Annotated in this window: 17 protein-coding genes; 9 read left to right on the forward strand and 8 right to left on the reverse strand. The window is 47.6% G+C overall.

Features of this window, described 5'->3' with window-relative positions:
* Positions 1–39 precede the first annotated feature (39 nt).
* Together ftnA and yecR are read right to left on the reverse strand one after the other, a co-directional pair.
* Positions 40–537 (reverse strand): non-heme ferritin, encoded by a 498-nt coding sequence (ftnA, locus tag LVQ76_RS09925; protein WP_232864769.1) that lies wholly within the window; start codon positions 535–537, stop codon positions 40–42.
* A gap of 228 nt (positions 538–765) precedes the next feature.
* Positions 766–1059: a YecR family lipoprotein gene (gene yecR / locus LVQ76_RS09930; protein WP_325063691.1), complete on the reverse strand. Its 294-nt coding sequence runs from the start codon at positions 1057–1059 to the stop codon at positions 766–768.
* 392 nt (positions 1060–1451) lie between these two features.
* On the opposite strand from yecR, the gene LVQ76_RS09935 reads away from it, so the two are divergent.
* Both LVQ76_RS09935 and LVQ76_RS09940 read left to right on the forward strand, forming a co-directional pair.
* Positions 1452–2606: a methyl-accepting chemotaxis protein gene (locus LVQ76_RS09935; RefSeq protein WP_232921538.1), complete on the forward strand. Its 1155-nt coding sequence runs from the start codon at positions 1452–1454 to the stop codon at positions 2604–2606.
* Between the two features lie 162 nt (positions 2607–2768).
* Positions 2769–3407, forward strand: coding sequence for an RpiB/LacA/LacB family sugar-phosphate isomerase (locus LVQ76_RS09940; protein WP_034455054.1), 639 nt, complete (start codon positions 2769–2771; stop codon positions 3405–3407).
* A 77-nt stretch (positions 3408–3484) separates the two neighbouring features.
* On the opposite strand, the gene LVQ76_RS09945 is transcribed toward LVQ76_RS09940, so the two are convergent.
* A complete protein-coding gene (locus tag LVQ76_RS09945) occupies positions 3485–3751 on the reverse strand; it encodes a hypothetical protein (RefSeq protein WP_151994718.1) in 267 nt (88 codons plus the stop codon).
* A gap of 54 nt (positions 3752–3805) precedes the next feature.
* Positions 3806–5224, reverse strand: coding sequence for an MFS transporter (locus LVQ76_RS09950; RefSeq protein WP_232921539.1), 1419 nt, complete (start codon positions 5222–5224; stop codon positions 3806–3808).
* Positions 5225–5439: 215 nt separating this feature from the next.
* Between LVQ76_RS09950 and azuC the strand changes: the two genes are divergently transcribed.
* From azuC to LVQ76_RS09980, 6 genes are all read left to right on the forward strand, one after another.
* Positions 5440–5523 carry a stress response protein AzuC gene (azuC, locus tag LVQ76_RS09955; RefSeq protein WP_115628089.1) on the forward strand — a complete coding sequence of 28 codons (84 nt, stop codon included), beginning with the start codon at positions 5440–5442 and terminating at the stop codon, positions 5521–5523.
* Between the two features lie 201 nt (positions 5524–5724).
* Positions 5725–7317, forward strand: coding sequence for an ABC transporter substrate-binding protein (locus tag LVQ76_RS09960; protein WP_232921540.1), 1593 nt, complete (start codon positions 5725–5727; stop codon positions 7315–7317).
* A 96-nt stretch (positions 7318–7413) separates the two neighbouring features.
* Complete coding sequence (locus LVQ76_RS09965) at positions 7414–8367, forward strand: ABC transporter permease (RefSeq protein WP_232921541.1); 954 nt, start codon at positions 7414–7416, stop codon at positions 8365–8367.
* Positions 8368–8371: 4 nt separating this feature from the next.
* Positions 8372–9217 (forward strand): ABC transporter permease, encoded by an 846-nt coding sequence (locus LVQ76_RS09970; RefSeq protein ID WP_154148580.1) that lies wholly within the window; start codon positions 8372–8374, stop codon positions 9215–9217.
* Entirely contained in the window at positions 9210–10193 is a 984-nt protein-coding gene (locus LVQ76_RS09975) for an ABC transporter ATP-binding protein (RefSeq protein ID WP_232921542.1), read from the forward strand. Before LVQ76_RS09970 ends, LVQ76_RS09975 begins: the two co-directional genes overlap by 8 nt.
* Entirely contained in the window at positions 10180–11157 is a 978-nt protein-coding gene (locus LVQ76_RS09980; RefSeq protein ID WP_232864777.1) for an ABC transporter ATP-binding protein, read from the forward strand. The genes LVQ76_RS09975 and LVQ76_RS09980 overlap by 14 nt, the downstream gene beginning before the upstream one ends.
* Positions 11158–11171: 14 nt before the next feature.
* Here LVQ76_RS09980 and LVQ76_RS09985 read toward each other — a convergent pair whose 3' ends face one another.
* Positions 11172–11744, reverse strand: coding sequence for a sugar O-acetyltransferase (locus tag LVQ76_RS09985; RefSeq protein WP_232921543.1), 573 nt, complete (start codon positions 11742–11744; stop codon positions 11172–11174).
* A gap of 169 nt (positions 11745–11913) precedes the next feature.
* Between LVQ76_RS09985 and LVQ76_RS09990 the strand changes: the two genes are divergently transcribed.
* Entirely contained in the window at positions 11914–12165 is a 252-nt protein-coding gene (locus LVQ76_RS09990; RefSeq protein WP_034496127.1) for a DUF2766 family protein, read from the forward strand.
* A 42-nt stretch (positions 12166–12207) separates the two neighbouring features.
* Here LVQ76_RS09990 and LVQ76_RS09995 read toward each other — a convergent pair whose 3' ends face one another.
* The 3 genes from LVQ76_RS09995 to LVQ76_RS10005 form a co-directional block, all read right to left on the reverse strand.
* Positions 12208–13551 carry an anaerobic C4-dicarboxylate transporter gene (locus tag LVQ76_RS09995; RefSeq protein WP_154148588.1) on the reverse strand — a complete coding sequence of 448 codons (1344 nt, stop codon included), beginning with the start codon at positions 13549–13551 and terminating at the stop codon, positions 12208–12210.
* A 199-nt stretch (positions 13552–13750) separates the two neighbouring features.
* Positions 13751–15769 (reverse strand): heparinase II/III domain-containing protein, encoded by a 2019-nt coding sequence (locus LVQ76_RS10000; RefSeq protein ID WP_232921544.1) that lies wholly within the window; start codon positions 15767–15769, stop codon positions 13751–13753.
* A gap of 20 nt (positions 15770–15789) precedes the next feature.
* Positions 15790–17019 (reverse strand): alginate lyase family protein, encoded by a 1230-nt coding sequence (locus LVQ76_RS10005; protein ID WP_232921576.1) that lies wholly within the window; start codon positions 17017–17019, stop codon positions 15790–15792.
* Positions 17020–17386 lie beyond the last annotated feature (367 nt).

The raw sequence follows: 17386 nt of genomic DNA on the forward strand, positions 1-17386 counted from the left end.
AACCGGCAAGTGCAAAATATACTTGCCGGAAATATTTTATTAAGCTTGAGTATCGAGGGTAGAAAGCTCTTTATCTACGAAATACAGACCTTCACCGCTTTTTCCAACCAGACTTAATTTATCCAGTACGGACTTGAACAGCTTCTCTTCTTCATGCTGTTCAGAAACATACCATTGCAGGAAGTTAAAAGTTGGATAGTCCTGAGATGTCATCGCAGCATGAGCCAATTCATTAATCTTGCGCGTAATTAACTGCTCATGTTCGTAAGTGGCGTTAAACAGGTTATCTAAAGATGAGTAATCATGGTCTGGTGCCGGGACCGCATTAATGCGTGGCAAGCTTCCAGTGTCAGTCAGGTAAGCAAACAGACGCTGCATATGCTCCATCTCTTCCTGAGCATGGCGACGCAGGAAAGCGGCAGCCCCTTCAAAGCTATGGTAGCTGCACCAGGCACTCATTTGTTGATAAAGCAGGGAGGAATAAAGCTCAAGATTCATTTGTTCGTTAAGTTTTTCGATCATTTCAGCTTTTAGCATGGTGCGCTCCACAAGAATGTATATTTAACAATGTCGCTACTTTAATTTTATTATTTCTATAATGCAAAGGAATTGTTAATTATATTATTGTAATGAGAATGGTTGTTAATATTATTTCTTTTTTATAATTAATTCGTTCTGAAAATAAGAATTATTACTGTTTGTTTGCGGGCCAGAAGATAAATCTTAACCAACCCTAATGTTAATGCCGTAAAGATAATTGTTCTATTATTGAACGACACTCTCATCTTTCAGATACCGCTCCATTCCCACACCGCGACACTGGTACTCAAGCGTCACTTTTTGGCTCAGGCAGACGGAGCCGCTGGTCAGGGTACAGGTTTTGATTGGCTCTCCGTAAGGGTATGCGGCGATGTAACCCCACTGCTGGCACTGGTGGCTGGCTGCTGATTGCGAAACATAAGTATCCACTTTTGCCGTTTGTAATGGCGCGAGGTCAAATCCCAAACGAACCACGCCCACCACTTCACTACTTTTTACGGGCACAGGCGTTTTATTCACCGTACATCCAGCTAATAACGCCGTGGCTAAAATTAAATAAACAGTTTTCATTATGCTGATGCTCGAATGACTTTTTAATGATTTTAGCACGCACAAAAATGAAAAATGACCAACAGCATAATGCTGTTTAATTTTAATTAGGGCGAGGTAAATGGATTTTCCTAACATAAATTTTAGTGCTTTGTAATATTGAAAATGGGCATCACCAATATTTATAGGGTGATTAAATTTTGATCACAGCAGCCATCAAGTTTGGCTGAATCGTGCCGACAATACTGGTAATGCACGGTCTACTCTCAGTATTGGTATACAAAAACCGAATAAACGGAGCTGAGGTGACTACAGCTGGTGCAGGAAATACTTTTTATTATTTCACCAGGAAAATACAACACATGAAGTTTATTCGTAATATCAAAATCCGCGTCATGGTGGTGCTGATACTGATCTTCTCATCGGTGGCGTGGCTGGGTGTATCCGGGATAGCGCTGTGGTTTTTGCATGATTTGCAGCAAAACCTGGTACTGAATGCGCAACAAGAAAAGTGGATTGGTATCGTTCGTTTCTTGCTCGGGGCTTCGGTGTTAGCAAGCATTGCTATTACGTTGATAACTGAACGCTATCTTTATTTCTGCCTGGTGAAACCGGTCGAGAATATTCGCGCACATATGCATATTCTTGCGCGTGGTGAACTCGAAACTCAATTACCTGATTTAGGCAGTAACTGCATTGGTCTGATGGTTTCACCGATCCAAAAAATGCAGTCGAATTGGGAAAAAGCCGTTTCTAATATTCGTTCCAGTGCCCACACCATTCGCGGAAATGCCACGGAAGTGGCTGGGGTGAACAACGAATTGTCTTCTCGTTCTGAGCAACTCGCCGCAGCGTTAGAAGAAACGACTGCCAGCATGGAGCAATTGAGCAGCACGGTTACGCTGAATGCGGAAAATGCCAGCCATGCGAGCGTACTGGCAAAAAATGCGACTAAGACGGCAGTTAACGGCGGGGAGTCGGTGAAAAAAGTGATGACCACGATGGAGACAATAACCAGTAGCTCTCACAAAATTGTCGATATCACGACCGTGATTAACAGCATCTCCTTCCAGACCAATATCCTGGCGTTAAATGCTGCCGTTGAAGCAGCACGGGCCGGTGAGCAAGGGCGAGGTTTTGCCGTTGTAGCGAGTGAAGTGCGTAATCTCGCGCAACGTAGTGCAGTGGCGGCGAAAGAGATAGAAACCTTGCTCAAAGAGTCCGTAGATAACATTCATACTGGTTCTGAACAGGTGAAGAAGGCGGGGGAAGCGATGGGGGAGATTCTGAATGCGGTCACTCAAGTGAACAATATTATGGGCGATATTGCCAATGCTTCGGGTGAGCAGAGTCAGGGTATTGGGCAGGTGGGGGTTGCAGTAAGACAGATGGATGCGGTCACTCAGCAAAACGTCAATCTGGTTCATCAATCTGCACTGTCGTCAGTGGAGCTGGAAAAACAAGCGCACCAGCTTAACGATATTGTGGCGATGTTCCGCATCGCTAAACCCGCCTGAAAATGTGGGAATGCTCTCAGTCGAATGCAGAAGTGTGAGCGCACCTTAATTTTTTAAAACAAAATTTCATTAAATTTGAAAGTGTGTTTGTGAGCTAGTATCGTTAGTGCATACCAAAGCTATTCACCGCGGGAAATCCCGTGACCCAATCAGGAGACGGAAATGAAAATAGCACTGATGATGGAAAACAGTCAGGCTGGCAAAAATGCAATCATTCTTAATGAGTTGCAAGCGGTTGCTGCTGAGAAAGAGTACCCGGTTTACAACGTAGGTATGAGCGATGAGCAGGATCACCACCTGACCTACATCCACCTCGGTATTATGGCCAGTATCCTGTTGAACTCTAAAGCTGTAGATTTCGTTGTGACCGGTTGCGGCACAGGTCAGGGCGCAATGATGTCTCTGAACATCCACCCAGGTGTGGTTTGTGGCTACTGCCTGGATCCTGCTGATGCTTTCCTGTTCTCACAAATCAACAACGGTAACGCGTTGTCATTGGCATTCGCTAAAGGTTTCGGCTGGGGTGCTGAGCTCAACGTTCGCTACATGTTTGAAAAAGCATTTACTGGCCGTAAAGGCGAAGGCTACCCGATTGAGCGTAAAGAACCACAGGTTCGTAACGCCGGTATCCTGAACCAGGTTAAAGCTGCAGTTGTTAAAGAAAACTACCTGGATACCCTGCGTTCTATCGACCGTGAATTGGTGAAAACTGCGGTGACCGGCGAGCGCTTCCAGAAATGTTTCTTCGAAAACTGCCAGAACAAAGAGATTGAAGCGTTCGTACGCGAAATCCTTGCTTAATCTCTTTTAGTCATGCTTACGGCCAGCCTTTGCTGGCCGTATTTTTTGTGCCAACACCGCTTTAACTCGTGGCGCTTTTAGCGCCATCCTTCGATTCGCCCGCTAAAATGTGGAACTGGCTCTTGTGGCCATCTTTGATGTTCGGCAGCCATATGCTGCTCATCCCAATGTTTACTGTTTATTCCTTGCTCCGGCATCAGCTCCGGCCAGTCTCGCTGCACAGCACTGGTTTTTGGATAAGGGTTATGCAAAGAAGGGTTGTTAAGAGGTTGGATCTCAACAGCAAAAGCTTGAGACCCTATCAGTGACAACATCATAAGTAAGTATATCGATAAGCGTTTCATAGTGGCCTCACACACCTGACCTATCGTTAAGTGTAATTGAGGCCAGCGACCGGGTTAGTGTTTTTTCGACACACTGCTGCCCGCATTGTGTGGTAAACGCAGCAGGTCAAACAAACCTGCCAGGCAAATGAGCGTAATCATCACAAACGAAATCTTAATAGAAATGCCAGGAATTGCGGTTAAATCGAGCCACTGACTGACTTTCTCCCCCAGACGAATCCCTATCGCACCAAGCGTAATCCCAAGCCCTACAGAAAGCTGCGTTGCGGTACTAAATAGCGTGTTGGCGTAGCTCATTTGCGTGGATGGCACATCTGAAAAGGCGAGGGTGCTTATGCCTGTAAACTGCATCGAACGGAACATCCCGCCAAAGAAGAGTATCGCTATGGTCACCCATATTGCGGTGTGCGGGGTAAGAAACGCACAAGCCAGCAGAGAAGCGACGTTCAGAAGGCCGTTAATAATGAGTAATTTCTTGAACCCTAATGCGCGAATTAATGATGTCGTTGCAGGTTTCATCGCGAGATTTCCGGCGAAGACTGCCAGCACCAGTAAACCCGATTGAAAAGCATCCATTCCGAAACCGACCTGGAATAGTAACGGCAATAAAAATGGCACTGCGCTGATGGATGTACGAAATAAAGAGCCTCCATACATTGTCACACCAAAGGTCTGCACCTTTAAAGCATCAAGGCGAATCATCGGGTGCTTAGCGTGTTTAAAGTGCCACAGTGAGAACCACAGCGCCGCTGCACCTAATACCAGCAAGCTCACAGTTGGCAGCACATTAATTTGCGATTGCCCAAGCATTTCCAGGCCGTACACCAGGCTAATCATTGCCACTGCAGTGCCGGTAAAACCAATGCCGTCAAATGGACGACGGTCGTCGTCATGAATATCGGGAATCAATCGCCACGCCAGCGCCATGGCAATTAACCCAAGTGGCAAGTTGATATAGAAAATCCAACGCCATGAGGCGTAGCTGGTGATAAATCCGCCCAATGGCGGGCCAATAATGGGGGCAACCAGGGCGGGCCAGGTGAGAGTGGCAATCGCGGTGATCAGTAAATGTTTAGGGGTTGTACGCAGCACAGCCAACCGCCCGACAGGCACCATTAGCGCTCCACCGACTCCCTGTAAAATGCGCATCGCGACAAACTGCTCAATCGTATTGGCAATGCCGCACAGTACCGAGGCGAAAGTGAAGATCCCGAGTGCGAGGGTGAAAACTTTACGTGCGCCAAATCGGTCCGCAATCCAGCCGCTGGCGGGTATTAATACCGCCAGAGTCAACAAGTAGGCACTCATACCGATATTCAGATCAACGGCATCAACACCAAAAGTTCGGGCCATTTCCGGCAGCGCGGTGGCAATGACCGTCCCGTCGAGAAATTCCATAAAAAAAGCGCCAGCGACCAGGAGTGCCATTCCTGAAATGCCACGTTTTGCGGCTGGAGAAGGGGAGTTAGTCATGAGTGAAATTCAAAATTAAAATAATGTTTTAAAAAATTATTGAGCCAATTAACCAGTTAAGTCGTGGATATGCAAGCCATTTTGTGTGAAGAAGATGTAAAATCCACAAGAAAAATGTGTGATGCGCATCACAAAACTATTGATTTGTGTGACGGATGTCATATTATTAGCCGCATAACGAGCAACACCTGCAAAACAAAAAACCGGAGCACACAATGAAAATGCGCAAAATTCTGAAAAGTATGTTCGAGCAATACTGCAAGACTTTTAAAGATGTACCGCCGGCTGGCATGTTTTAATCTGCCCGCTTGAAAAAAAACCTGCTGCGGCAGGTTTTTTTATGTCTGAAATTTGCCTTTTTAACCACGATATTAATCTTTATATCCACAATTTCTTCTTTAGCACTTTTTCGCATAACGTTATGCGTTTTACACTTATTTACATTGTGGGTATGGCTGGTGCACTATGCGGTCTCTAATTGAGATGGAGTCCGTGAATAAATGCGTAAACCCCTGTTGTTATCTGCGCTGTTTGCCTCTTTGGCCCTGGCCCTTTCTGGCTGTGATAATGCAAAAACTGAAACTGCGACTGCTCCTGCGCCGGCTAAACAAGCAGCCCTGGATGGCGGCAATTTAATTGTTGGCGTGACCACTGGCGATCCGTTAGCGATGAATCCGCTGTATGCCAGTGACCGTACTACGCTGACTATCATGCAGACGCTATACGCACCGCTTTATAGCTTCAATGGCGATAAAATTGAATGGGCTCTGGCTGAGAGTCTTACGCCTTCAGAAGATAACCTCTCATACATCTTAAAACTCAAACCGAATCTGAAATGGCAAGATGGCAAGCCTATTACCGCAGGCGACGTGGTATTCACTTTCAACAAGTTGCTTGATGAGAAACAGCACAGCTTCTTCCGCAGCATGTTTGTGTACGGCGACAAGCCAATTCAGGTCAGCAAAGTTGATGACCTGACAGTGAAATTTACTCTGCCACAGGTGAGTGCTGCGTTTGTAGGTACGCTGGTACAGATTTACCCAATCCCAGAACATGTGTTTGCTAATGACAGTGGCGATCTGGAAAAGAGCACCAAAAACGATACTCCAGTCGGTTCAGGCCCGTTCAAATTCAAAGAATATCGCGCCGGGCAATATTACTCGCTGACACGCTTTGATGATTACTGGAACGGCAAGCCAAAGCTTGACACAGTAACTTACCGTTTCGCTAAAGACAGCAACTCTGCCAATCTTGCGCTGCAAAACGGCGAAATCAATATGAAGATGATTGACCCTCAGGATGTCAATCGTTTGAAAAGTAGCGGTAAATTTGACTTCGTTATCTACCCGGAAGGGCGTCTGGCATATATGACGTTTAACCAGAATATCGACAGCATGAAGAACAAGGCGCTGCGTCAGGCCATTGCTTATGCCATCAATAAAGATGAACTGGTTCAGGCTGCATTCTCTTCGCTGGAATATGCGCAACCTGCCGCATCTATTCTGACGCCAGACACGCTGTATCAGACCAACGATGTTGAAACCTACAAGTACGATGTTGAAAAAGCGAAAGCATTGTTGAAAGAAGCGGGCGCCCCTGCGGATCTGAAACTGCGCCTCGCCTACATCAATAGCAATAAAACGCAGGAAAGCATGGGGCTGTATATTCAACAGCAGCTGAAAAACGTGGGTATTGCGGTTGAGCTGATGCCACTGGATGCTAACGCCATGTCCCAACGCAGCCTGGATATGAAAAATACCTCTTATGAGCTGAGTCTGGGTGGCTACATCATGGGTATGGAACCTGATGGCTATAAGTCTTTGTACCTGAGCAACGAAGCTTATAACTATGCTCACTACAAAAACCCAGCGTTCGATGCTTTGTGGAACCAGGGCGCAACTGAAACTGATAAAACCAAACGTGCTGAAATTTATAAGCAAATCCAGCAGACGGTTGCAAACGACATGGCATGGTACCCAATTGCCTACACCAATGCGGTTGTTGCGGTAGATAAACGTTTTGCCGGAACCAAAGAGGCTGAACCTAAGCCTGTATATATGTTCCAGGATTGGTCGAAGATCTATCAACAATAATTAGCACACTGCCATGAGGTAGTCGTAGGGTGGGTAACGTAAGCTACCCGCCCTACAGTTTTCCCCCTTCCGGGGGCTTATTTTTTGGAAAGCAGTATGAACAATGTGTTAGTACGACGCCTGGCCCAACTGGTGCCGATGCTGTTCTTCATCTCGCTGGTGTCGTTTCTGCTGGTCAAACTGGCACCCGGCGACCCGGTGCAGGCTTATATTACTCCGCGTATGAGCCCGGAGGATATCGAGCGTATCCGCCATAGCATGGGGCTCGATAAGCCCATGTTTATGCAATACCTGTTGTGGCTAAAAAACGTGCTGCAAGGGGATTTGGGTTACTCACTAATTTACCATCGCCCGGTGTTAACTATGATTGCCGAGCGCATTCCCGCAACTCTTGGCCTGATGGGTGCATCACTGATTCTGGCTATGGTGTTGGCTATCCCGCTGGGCTTAGTGGCGGGCGCTTACAAACACCGCTGGCTTGATCACTTCCTGAATATGTTTGCCTATATCGGTATTTCGGTGCCTATCTTCTGGTTTGGTATTTTGCTGATAACCGTGTTTTCGGTGCAGCTAAACTGGTTGCCGAGTATGGGCATGCGAACAATTGGTATGGAAGACTCGTGGCTTGATGTGGTTCGTCACGGTATTTTGCCGTGCATTGCACTGAGTTTTTATAACCTTTCCAATTACGTGCGTTATATCCGCTCCAACACTATTACGCAGTTGTCGGCTGATTATGTGCAAACGCAACTGGCGTACGGTGCGACACGTCGTTCAATCCTTTTCCGTCATGTCCTTAAAAACGTACTGCTGCCAGTTATTACACTCTTTGGTATCTCTTTTGGCGAGCTGGTGGTGGGGGCGTACGTGACTGAAAGCGTCTTCTCATGGCCAGGCATGGGGCTGTTGGGGATCCAGTCGATAACCTCCCTGGATTACCCGTTAATCATGGCGATGATCATGCTCTCTTCAGCGATGCTTATCGTCGGCAATTTATTGGCTGACATGTTATATCGCGTGGCAGACCCGCGCATTAAGGCGTTGAGGTAAGACGATGAGTAGACGTTGGCAACAAGTTAAACATGGCCTGAAACGTAATCGTCCAGCTCAATTATCACTTCTGGTTCTGGTCATTTTCAGCATTGCCGCATTACTGGCAACATTCAGTCCCTGGGACCCAAACCAGATGTCACTGACCGCAAGGCTCACACCGCCGGATGCGCAACACTGGTTCGGAACTGATGACTACGGACGTGACTATTTCACTCGCGCTTTATACGGCGGCCAGATTTCGTTAATGGTTGGTTTTTTGGCAATGATATTTTCAACGTTGATTGGCACGCTGGTAGGCACTGTTAGCGGCTATTTTGGCGGACGAATCGATAACCTGATGATGCGGGTAGTCGATATTTTAATGTCGATCCCGGCATTCTTCCTGTTGTTGGTATTGAACGCATATCTGAAGCCCGGTATCGCCAATATCATCCTGATTATCAGCGCCTTGACCTGGATGAGTATGTCGCGCCTGGTGCGTGCTGAAACCTTGTCTGTGAAAGAGCGTGAGTATGTGGTGTACGCTCGTGCGTGTGGTGAGCATCCGTTAATCATTATTGCGCGCCATATCATCCCGAATATTTTGCCGACCATTATGGTTGCGGCGACGCTGAATATCGCCTCAGCAATCCTGATGGAGTCGACGCTGAGCTTCCTCGGACTTGGTGTGCAGCAGCCAAATGCTTCATGGGGAAGCATGCTTAACAATGCGCAATCCTTTATTGGTGAAGCAACATGGCTTGCGATGTTCCCAGGGGTCCTTATTTTGCTGACGGTGCTGAGTTTTAACGTATTGGGCGATGTTTTACGTACTGCCTTTGAGCCCGGAGCTAACCGCGATGAATAACTTACTGGAACTCGATAACCTGCAAACGTCCTTCTTCACCCGTGAAGGGGAAGTTAAGGCGGTGCGCGGTGTAAGCTTTGCAGTCAAACGCGGTGAAGTGGTAGGGATTGTGGGTGAATCAGGTTGCGGCAAGAGTGTTACCTGTAAATCAGTGCTCAAACTGTTGGGTAGCAACGGTAAAGTCGTCGGCGGCCATGTCCATTTTAAGGGCGAAGATTTAGCTCGTAAAACACCCGAGCAAATGCGCCATATTCGTGGCAACGATATTGCGATGATCTTCCAGGATCCCATGACGGCACTTAACCCGGTGTTGACCATTGGTAAGCAGATGAGCGAAATCCTGATTCGCAATCAGAACCTCAGCAAAAAAGCGGCCAAAGAAAAGTCGATTGCCATGCTGCAACAGGTGGGGATTGGTAATGCGGAGCAGCGTTACAACCAGTATCCGCACGAGTTCAGTGGCGGTATGCGCCAGCGCGTGATGATTGCTATCGCACTCTCATGCCACCCGGCGTTACTGATTGCTGATGAGCCAACAACCGCACTGGATGTCACCATTCAGGCGCAGATTTTACGCCTGCTAAAACAACTACAACAGCAAACCGACACCGCAATTATGCTCATCACACACGATCTTGGGGTTGTAGCCCAGGTTTGTTCACGTGTGGTAGTGATGTACGGTGGGCTTGTGATGGAGCAGGGGAGCGTGGAGGATATTTTCTACCGTCCAGCACACCCTTATACTCGCGGGCTTTTGGCATCGTTGCCGCGGCCAGGCGAGGCAAGCGCTCGTTTGTCACCTATCGAAGGCTCGCCACCAGGGCTACTCAACCCACCACCTGGTTGCCCATTTGCAGATCGTTGCCCGCAGCGCATGGAGCGTTGTAGCACCCTGCCTCCGATGTACCAAACCGGAGAGGGTCATCAGGCAATGTGCTGGTTATGGGATTCGGAGGTGAATAATGCAGGACGTTAAGCCATTAGTCCGTGTAAAGGGCTTACGCAAATATTTCCATAGCCAACAGGGATGGTTTAATAAAACGCCACCGGTGAAAGCTGTTGATGGCGTGAGTTTCGATATCTATCCAGGTGAAACCTACGGGCTGGTTGGCGAGTCTGGGTGTGGGAAATCAACACTTGGGCGCAGCGTACTTCGCCTGTTTGATATTACCGATGGCGAAATTGAGTTTGCAGGCCAGGACATTGCAAAGATGAGCGATAAGCAACTTAAACCGTTGCGCCGCCGCATGCAGGCAATTTTTCAGGACCCATACTCATCGCTTAACCCGGGCATGACTGTCGCGCAGTTAATTGCCGAGCCGATGAAAATCCACGGTTATGGTAAACAACAGCGCGCAACCCGCACACTCGAACTGCTCGAAAAAGTAGGGTTAAAAGCGGAACACTTAAACCGCTTCCCGCATGAGTTTAGCGGTGGCCAGCGGCAGCGTATAAGTATTGCCCGAGCTCTGTCAGTAAATCCTGAGTTTGTACTTTGCGACGAACCACTGTCGGCACTGGATGTATCCGTGCAGGCGCAGGTGGTCAATATCTTGCAGGACTTGCAGCAGGCATTGGGGCTGACATATCTGTTTATTGCACACGACCTGTCCATGGTGCGCCATATTTCAGACCGAATTGGTGTGATGTATCTTGGCACTCTGGTTGAGGAAGCACCGGCTGAAACTCTATATACAGAGCCGGCGCATCCCTATACCAGGGCACTGCTTGCCTCAATCCCGGTGGCCGATCCGCATGTGCAAATGCTTGACCAAGGTGGCATTAAAGGCGAATTACCAGGTGCTATGAGCGACTGGCCAGGCTGCAAATTCTGCAATCGCTGCCCAAGGGCGATGGATAAATGCCAAAGCCAAATCCCGGTGATGCAAGAGATTTCACCCGGCCATCGCGTGGCTTGCTGGTTATTTGAAGAGAAGTGATTAATCGCGGGGGCTTATTCAAGCTCCCGCACTACTTTGCATGGTTGCCCCATTGCCAGCACACCCGCAGGGATATCTTTGCTGACAATGCTTCCCGCGCCAATGGTGGTGTTATCACCAATTGTCACACCGGGTAAAATAACCACATTGCCGCCAATCCAGACATTGCTGCCAACAACAATCGGTTTGGCGCTGGTCAGGAATGGATAATCGGGATTTCCGGTCAGGCGCTCTTTCGCCGACAGTGGATGTACAGGGGTGTAGAACTGAACATTTGGCCCCACCAACGTGTTATCGCCAATTGTCACGGTATTGCAGTCAAGAAACACCACATTGGTATTAATAAAACAATTACGGCCAATGGTGACGTGCTTTCCGTAGTCACACCAGAACGGTAATTCAATCCAACTTTCATCACCAAAACCACCCAGCATTTCCCGCAGCAGCGTAAGTTTGGTTTCAAAATCATGAGAATCCAGCTGTGCCAATTGCTTGGTTATCGCCCGTGCGTTGTGATACATCCCGAGCAATTCAGGATCCCGGGTGTTGTATTGCAAACCCGCCAGCAATTTTTCATGTTCTGTCATTGTTCTGCCCTTATGTCTATTGGCAGCATTCTAATCGTGTGACCATAAAAATACTGTTGTAAAAACCACAAAATTCTCTTCGCGAATAAAGTAATGAATGTCGATTACCGATACCGTTTCAGCGTGCAGAAATGTACTATGTCGCCCATTGCGAAACAGGAGAGAAATGATGTCTGAACAATTATCTGCCGACCAGGAACTGGTTTCCGATGTGGTGGCATGCCAGCTGGTGATTAAGCAAATTCTGGATGTAATTGATGTGATTGCACCGGTAGAAGTGCGCGAAAAAATGGCTAATCAATTAAAGACCATTGATTTCGCCACTCATCCGGCAGCGGCAGATCCGGTGACCCGCCGCGCAATTCAGAAAGCGATTAGCTTGATTGAGTTGAAGTTTACGCCCCAGAACGAAGCGCACTAATTCCATCCGTTAAATCGCCCATTTATAATGGGTGATTTACGCTTAAAAGAACGTCATCACCAGCAAATAACTCGCCGCGCACGCGCAGCTTACGCCAATCAACCCAGGTAAAATGAAGCTATGGTTGATGATGAATTTGCCAATCTTTGTGGTGCCAGAACGGTCAAAGCCGATACACGCCAAATCGCTAGGGTAAGTCGGTAATACGAAGTAGCCGTAAGACGCCGGGAAGAAGGCAATCAGCATTTTCGGCTCAACACCCAGCATCAATCCCATTGGGGCCACAGCGGTTAATGCAGCAGCCTGGCTATTGACCAGTTTAGAAACCAAGAACAGTACGATGGCATAAGTCCACGGATGGCTTTTCACCACCCCTTCCAGCGCCATTTTCAGCTCTTCAAGGTGCGCCTGGAAGAAAGTGTCGCTCATCCATGCCACGCCGAATACCGAGAAAATCGCCACCATCCCGGCTTTAAATACCGCGCCATTAGAGATAGCGGATGCATTTACTTTGCAGACTATCAACATTACGGCACCCGCAATCAACATCATCATCTGGATAACCAGATTCATTGATAGCGGCTTTAGCGCACCTTTAATTTCAAAAGCTGGCCGCAGTGTCGGAATAGCGCCCAATAAGACCACCACCAGGATCCCAGCAAAGAAAATCCACGTAGACCAGTAGGCTTGTTTTGGGAACACCTGGTCCATCAGCGTTTCGCTACTGCCGTAAATAAATTCACGCTGTTTAGGGTCTTTGAGCTTCTCCTGAAACTCTTTATCGTCTTGCAAATCTTTACCGCGACGCAAACTCCATAGCGCAGCAATTAACACGCCAAATAAAGATGCCGGCACAGAAACGCAGAGAATATCGAGAATGCCCCACGCCTGACCCACGCCATGATTAGCCCCAATAATGGAAATCAGCGAAACCACCGCCACCGAAACCGGAGAGGCCGTAATCGCCATCTGCGAAGCAATCGATGCCACCGCCATTGGGCGCTCCGGGCGAATCCCTTTTTTAAGCGCAATATCGGCGATAATCGGGAACATGGTGTAGACCACATGCCCGGTTCCACACAGGAACGTCAGCATCCAGGTAGTGAAAGGAGCAAGTAGTGTGATGTGTTGCGGGTGTTTACGCAGCAGGCGTTCGGCAAACTGCATCATGACATTCAGGCCGCCCGCGGTTTGCAATGTAGCTGCACAACCGATTACGGCAAGAATGGTGAGCATTACATCAACGGGCGGCTTTCCTGGTTCGAGACCAAAAATGAAAGTCAGGATAAATAACCCAATTCCACTGATTAAACCAAGCCCCATCCCGCCAAAGCGAGTCCCGACCAGCAGGCATAAAATAATGACAATAAATTCAATAGTAATCATGACAATCCCTTTTAAAATTCTATCGCATAAAGCATTACAGATTGTAAGGATTACCATTGAGACGCAGATCGGATTTGTTAAAACTCAATGAAAACAATTGATTATAACAAAAAATTAACAATTTAATGGACGATGTTTATGCCGACTGAGCAAATTAAGCGATTAATTGAGTTGGGCGGAGAACCATCCGCCCAAAGATTTAAAAGGGAATGTGCGAGGTTTTAAGTTGCGGGAGTACTGCATATTCTTCGCAAAGATCAATTAGTAATGTTCTTTCTCCACGTCTGAGTTGGATAGTCATGCCGTTAGAATCCGGTGTGACGTGCATATCGGTTATCGGTTGTTGATGGTCAAAATCCCAGACGCAAACGAACTGAGAGGTTTGTTCTTTGCTACGCAGAACCAGATAGCTCAGATCTTGAACCGCCGGGTTATCCGGAGCATTTCCTTGCCATAACTCACCATGACCGTACAGCCATAACGCTTGCCCATTATCAGTGGTGGTAAAGTGACGTGGCTGGCTATTGGTTAACTGTACGCAACGGGCATCCTTCATCATCACCAGCGGGCCTTGAGAGCTAAATTGCGCACATTCTCCCTCGCTATCCAGCGCTTTTCCCTGAAGATGCAACGTCCAGTCGATTTGTTGGCTATGCGGGTTTTGCACATTGCTGATATCAATAATCGCGTTATCCAGCCACAGTAAACGACGGCGAAAACGCACATCGCGCCAGGCTTCACTATCCCACTGCACACGCGTGTGGCTATCGAGATCCGGGGGAATTTGCCGCCAGTCTACTCCGGTATCCAGCCAGCAAAATGCATCACTTTCGTAATAATGATGCACCACAGGGACAGCAGGCGGTTGGTTGGTTTGATTTACCGTGATCGTATTGTGGGTGGCGCTATTTTTGTAATACGCGTAATGCATGGGCGCGCCGTAACCAGTGGTCCCCAGATCGGGGAGGATCTCTTTACCACCATTAAAAAGCAGAATATTCAGGCGGTCATAGTGGTCATGTTCACCGCCGAATGGCGTGTGTTTTATCAGCAATGCGCGTTTTTTTTGCGAGTTACGCCAGATAGTCAGGCCACAATTTGGGGCGTGTAGGTGACCGATAGGGATCAGTTCTGGCAGTTTTTCTGGCAGTGGTGAGTCGTAAACAAAGGTATCAAAATGGGGTACTGGATACTGCTGGCGAATAGCCTTAAGCGCCGCGGCGTAAAGCTCATCCTGGTAGTAATACCAGGCAAACTCATACAGATGGCTATGATCGAGCTTTTCCTGGCCATAGATACAATCATTGATACGTGGAAAGGTGCCATCAGGCATCAGCAGCGCAAGAGGGAAGCTGAGCATTTTTTTATAGTAAGACTCATCAAGCAAGCTCCAGTGCGAACCAATTGCCAACTTTTCGAATGCCAGGAATCCTTGCAGTGCATAGAAGTGGTAATGAATGGACCCTTCAAACCACAATCCCTCTTCAAACAGACCATTTTCAAGTTGATAGCGCAGCCCGTACGGTTCATTTACCGCAAATTCCAGCAAGGCCTCATCTTCGAGAATAAAGCCGAGAACCCCTATGGCACAGCCGATTTTTACCTCATGGTTATGCAATTGGGCAGTGCGATGGGCCATTAGAAATTGCGCACCTTCGCGTAATAAACGAGTAGTAATGTATTCGCGCTGCTGGGCGGACAAAGCTTCAGCGATGCAATCATAGCCGAGGGTGAAATCCAGCATACAATTGGCTTCGCACAGCGTCTGTGCGTTCATTTTTCCAGGCCCGTTGTAAGGGATACCGCCGTGAATGTCGTAGTCTGGATAATACTCGGCATAGCGCATTAACAGTTCGCGGACCTTATCCAGATAACTTTGTTGACCTGTGAGTTGCCACAACAAGCCAAGCTGGTGGCAGGCTTTGGCATTCAGCCCATTTAGCTCGCGCCACCAGGCTCCGTCGTAGGGTTCTCCGCTAAACGACTGCCCATCAACCGGGCAGCAATGGGAGGTTGGGGTGTGACGCTCCCACTTTAGTCTGACTCCGTGATCCGGGCAGAAATAGTAAAGATTCCAGGTTGCCCGTGCAGTTTCCGGTACTTTGACCGGGTTGTTAAGCACCACGGTATTTTCGGCAATCAACTGCTCCACTATTTCAGGCTTCTGGGTCATGCGTTGGCGAAGGAGAATAAGTTGTTGCGTGGTGAACTGCTTCATCGCTCGATCCTTACTCTCTTTCAGTGTTGTTTTAATGGGGTAATAAGATGAGAGATATCATCAGGATATTTTGCCATTAGCCATTTTGCTTTTTCGGCAAAGGCGCTGTCATCTGGCCATGCACGAGCCGCACTGACTATGTTCACTAGCGCTTTCTTATCATCCATTTTGTCGATATCTTTCCACGGCCATGACTTATCGCTGTGAACATAATTGGCGACATAGGCGTAACCTTTACGCAGGCTTCGGTCATCAAGGGTGAAGTTCCAGACATCCACCTGCGCAATTTCTCCAAGGCGGCCAAGTTTGTTATAGGCTTCCAGATGGAAATTGCTGTAATGCCAGGGACGAGTACGCTCAATTTCTGCCATCTGGCGGCCATCTCTATCGAAATGAGCGGGAATTCGACGCAGTTGGGTGATTTGCAGACGCTTTTTAGCCGCAGCGAGATCGCCACTAAACAGTGCAAAAGACGCTGCCTGCAAATCAAAGTAAGTGCCGTGGTTGTTGTGCCAATTATCTTCTTCAAAACCATTTTGGCTGGTCGTCATCCAGTGGTAGAAATCGCCATACCACTGTTTAATTTTTTGATACTCATCATCACTAATCACGTTAGCCGGACGGAGTAACTCCACGGCATCGATGACTTCCACCAATGCGCGGCTATCGATGAGGCCAATTCCACGTCCGTCATTAATCCCAGGGATTGCCTGAGCGTGTTGTAGGTTAGGATTCATGCGAGTGTCAGGATTAATGAACCAGTTCAGTAACTGGTCACGCGCTTTTTCGGCATAGGCTGGCTTTTGGGTAAATTGCCATGCAAGCGACAGTGTCCAAACATCATTACTCATATTCACCAGGCGCTTTTTGTCCGTGGCGTCGCTGTTGGCATCCGGGTTGGTTTGGCCATCCTTACGAATATAAGGCAGACCATCTTTTTTATTCGGATCGGGCCACCAGTATGGAGGGAAGCTATAGTAATCGTGTTTGTCACCACTTGCGGCAGTCAGGGTCTTATCCATAACTGAGTAGAGTGGTTTTCCCAGCGCTTTATCAGCCTCGGCAATAAGCTTTTCATACGCGCCAAGAAACGCAGGGTTTCTCGCCGCAAGCTGTTGTTGGCTGTAACGTAAATCATCAAGCTTAATTTGCAATGGATGTGCATCGGCGGCGTACAGTGGCGATGCGGTTAATACGCTAGCAACCGCTAACGAAAGTAATGACATGCAAGACAACAAAATAGGTTTCATCGGGCGCATATTTTCTCCGTCCACCAATGGAATAATATCAGGTTATTTATACCTATAGAGGTACTGCTAATTTCGTAAAATATAAGAGTGGAAATAATATTTATAATGCTGAGTGCGCAGTGTAAGAGACGGAATGAATTTTTATGTGACTCATATCAAATTAACGCTTTCAAGGGTAAATAGCCTCTGAAAGTGAGGTGGGAGTCACGTAAATCAATGGTTTTAAAATATTTTTTAAATGTTATTCGTATTTTTTATTTACGTAAATAATTGAATTTAATGGTTATATTTTTAAGTTGAGTTTTTGACACACTTTGCTGCGTGACTTGAAGCACACTTCTGCATTATGAAACGCTATTTCTGTTTT

The sequence above is a fragment of the Buttiauxella cochleicola genome (assembly GCF_021283185.1).
Taxonomy (GTDB): Bacteria; Pseudomonadota; Gammaproteobacteria; order Enterobacterales; family Enterobacteriaceae; genus Buttiauxella; species Buttiauxella massiliensis.

What these genes read in the sequence shown, in the direction of transcription:
- ftnA (WP_232864769.1), bottom strand. Translation starts at nt 537, where the DNA reads ATGCTAAAAGCTGAAATGATCGAAAAACTTAACGAACAAATGAATCTT.
- LVQ76_RS09935 (WP_232921538.1), top strand. Translation starts at nt 1,452, where the DNA reads ATGAAGTTTATTCGTAATATCAAAATCCGCGTCATGGTGGTGCTGATA.
- LVQ76_RS09940 (WP_034455054.1), top strand. Translation starts at nt 2,769, where the DNA reads ATGAAAATAGCACTGATGATGGAAAACAGTCAGGCTGGCAAAAATGCA.
- LVQ76_RS09945 (WP_151994718.1), bottom strand. Translation starts at nt 3,751, where the DNA reads ATGAAACGCTTATCGATATACTTACTTATGATGTTGTCACTGATAGGG.
- LVQ76_RS09950 (WP_232921539.1), bottom strand. Translation starts at nt 5,224, where the DNA reads ATGACTAACTCCCCTTCTCCAGCCGCAAAACGTGGCATTTCAGGAATG.
- azuC (WP_115628089.1), top strand. Translation starts at nt 5,440, where the DNA reads ATGAAAATGCGCAAAATTCTGAAAAGTATGTTCGAGCAATACTGCAAG.
- LVQ76_RS09960 (WP_232921540.1), top strand. Translation starts at nt 5,725, where the DNA reads ATGCGTAAACCCCTGTTGTTATCTGCGCTGTTTGCCTCTTTGGCCCTG.
- LVQ76_RS09965 (WP_232921541.1), top strand. Translation starts at nt 7,414, where the DNA reads ATGAACAATGTGTTAGTACGACGCCTGGCCCAACTGGTGCCGATGCTG.
- LVQ76_RS09970 (WP_154148580.1), top strand. Translation starts at nt 8,372, where the DNA reads ATGAGTAGACGTTGGCAACAAGTTAAACATGGCCTGAAACGTAATCGT.
- LVQ76_RS09975 (WP_232921542.1), top strand. Translation starts at nt 9,210, where the DNA reads ATGAATAACTTACTGGAACTCGATAACCTGCAAACGTCCTTCTTCACC.
- LVQ76_RS09980 (WP_232864777.1), top strand. Translation starts at nt 10,180, where the DNA reads ATGCAGGACGTTAAGCCATTAGTCCGTGTAAAGGGCTTACGCAAATAT.
- LVQ76_RS09985 (WP_232921543.1), bottom strand. Translation starts at nt 11,744, where the DNA reads ATGACAGAACATGAAAAATTGCTGGCGGGTTTGCAATACAACACCCGG.
- LVQ76_RS09990 (WP_034496127.1), top strand. Translation starts at nt 11,914, where the DNA reads ATGTCTGAACAATTATCTGCCGACCAGGAACTGGTTTCCGATGTGGTG.
- LVQ76_RS09995 (WP_154148588.1), bottom strand. Translation starts at nt 13,551, where the DNA reads ATGATTACTATTGAATTTATTGTCATTATTTTATGCCTGCTGGTCGGG.
- LVQ76_RS10000 (WP_232921544.1), bottom strand. Translation starts at nt 15,769, where the DNA reads ATGAAGCAGTTCACCACGCAACAACTTATTCTCCTTCGCCAACGCATG.
- LVQ76_RS10005 (WP_232921576.1), bottom strand. Translation starts at nt 17,019, where the DNA reads ATGAAACCTATTTTGTTGTCTTGCATGTCATTACTTTCGTTAGCGGTT.